2 protein-coding genes are annotated in these 1,877 nt (G+C 77.4%); both read left to right on the forward strand.

Annotated features, from left to right (window positions below):
* On the forward strand, positions 1-968 hold a 968-nt coding region (locus CCN35_RS26675), incomplete at its 5' end, for a DMT family transporter (protein WP_425444331.1).
* Complete coding sequence (locus CCN35_RS26680; RefSeq protein WP_086794624.1) at positions 965-1,726, forward strand: polysaccharide deacetylase family protein; 762 nt, start codon at positions 965-967, stop codon at positions 1,724-1,726. The genes CCN35_RS26675 and CCN35_RS26680, both read left to right, overlap by 4 nt.
* The last annotated feature ends 151 nt before the right edge of the window (positions 1,727-1,877 follow it).

Here is a 1,877-nt window from a genome sequence, read left to right on the forward strand (position 1 = left end):
CGGCGGCCTCGGTGCTGGTGAGGCGTGAGGCGCCGGCGGGGGGCAACGGCGGGAACGAGAACGGCGGAGGAGACGGGGGCGGTACCGCTCGGGGGACCCCCGACGGCCCGGGGACCCAAGGAGGCCCGGGGGCACCGGACGGCGGACGCGGGACGGCGGGCCGGCGCTCCTCCCGGTCCGCCCGGGCGAGGGCACGGCGGTTCTGGCTGGCCGGGGCGTCCCTGATGGGCGTGTCCGCGCTGCTGCAGGCCGCGGCGCTGTCCGTCGGCAGTCTGGCGCTCGTCCAGCCGCTGCTGGCCACCGAACTGCTGTTCACCCTGGTGCTGGGCAGCCTCGTCTTCCACCGGCGCCCGGACCGGATCACCTGGCTGTCCTTCCTGGCCCTGGCCGCCGGACTGGCCCTCTTCCTCGGCGCCGCCGACCCGACCCCCGGAAGCCCCCTGGCCAGGAACGAGCGCTGGATCCCGGTCGGCATCGCCCTGGCGTGCCTGGTGATCGGGCTGCTCGTCGTGGGACGGCTGCTCAGGGGAGCGCCCCGGGCCGCCGTCCTCGGTCTGGCATCGGCCGTGCTGTTCTCGGCGACGGCGGCCTTCCTGAAGGAGGCGACGGGCGTGTTCCCGCAGGGCCCGGCCGCGCTGGTGACCCACTGGACGCCCTATGCCACGGCAGCCGCCGGTCTGGCCGCCTTCGGGGTGCTCCAGCTGGCCTTCCGGGCCGGCACCCTGGTCGCCTCCCAGCCCGCCCTCACCCTCGGGGACGCCCTGACGAGCGTGGTGCTCGGAGTGGTCCTGTTCGGGGAACGCATCGCCCTGGGCTTCCACCTGCTGCCCGAGGCCGTGGGCATCGGCCTCATCGCGACCGGCACGATCGGCCTGGCCCGCTCTCCCGCCGTGTCCGGCGAGTGGGACACCGAGCCGGCGCGCGGCACGGCCCCCGACCGGGGAAGGGCACAGGCGGAGCGCCCGTGAGCAGGCGGCGGACGGAAGCACCGGGCGGCCGTGCCGGGCGGGTCACGGCGGCCCTCGCACCCGTCGCCGCCGTCGCGGCCGCACACATCGTCCCGGCGGCCACCTGGCTGCCCCGCCTCCGGGTCCGGTGCTTCCCGCGTCTGGCGGGGACCGGCCGCCCCGACCATGTCGCACTGACCTTCGACGACGGTCCGGACCCGGTCAGCACACCGCACTTCCTGGACGAGCTGGACCGGCTCTCCGTGCGCGCCACCTTCTTCGTCCTCGGCGAGCGAGTGACCCGGTACCCCGAGCTCGCCCGGCACATCGCACGACGGGGCCACGAACTGGCCGTGCACGGCTGGACCCACAGCCGCCCCTGGCTCCCGGCCCCGGGCCGTGACCTGCGGGAGACGGCCCGGGCGGCCGACGTGCTGTACGGCACGACCGGCTGCCGGCCGCGCTGGTACCGCCCGCCCTACGGCATCCTCACCTCCGGCCGCTGGACCGCCGCCCGGCGCGCCGGCCTGCGCCCGGTGCTGTGGACCGCCTGGGGCCGGGACTGGACGCCCGGTGCCACCCCCGCCACCGTCCGCACCACCGTCCTCGCCGATCTGCGCGGCGGCGGCACCGTCCTCCTCCACGACTCCGACCACGTCTCGTCCCCCGGCTCCTGGCGCGCCGCCCTCGCCGCCCTCCCCGCCCTGATCGGCACCTGCCACGACCGGGGCTGGACCGTGGGCCCCTTGGCCGAGCACGGCCTGGACCGACGGCCCTGACCCCTCGCCGCCCCGGACCTCCGGGCAGGCGCGTCCCTGCCGCCCGGACGGCCGGACACCCGGGTGCCGCCCGGACGCCCTCGGGTGCTGCCCGGCGCACGCCCCCGCGTACCCTCGACGCCATGCCCTCCCACGTCCTGATCCTCGGCGG

The sequence above is a fragment of the Streptomyces thermovulgaris genome (assembly GCF_002155915.1).
Classification (GTDB): Bacteria; Actinomycetota; Actinomycetes; order Streptomycetales; family Streptomycetaceae; genus Streptomyces; species Streptomyces thermovulgaris.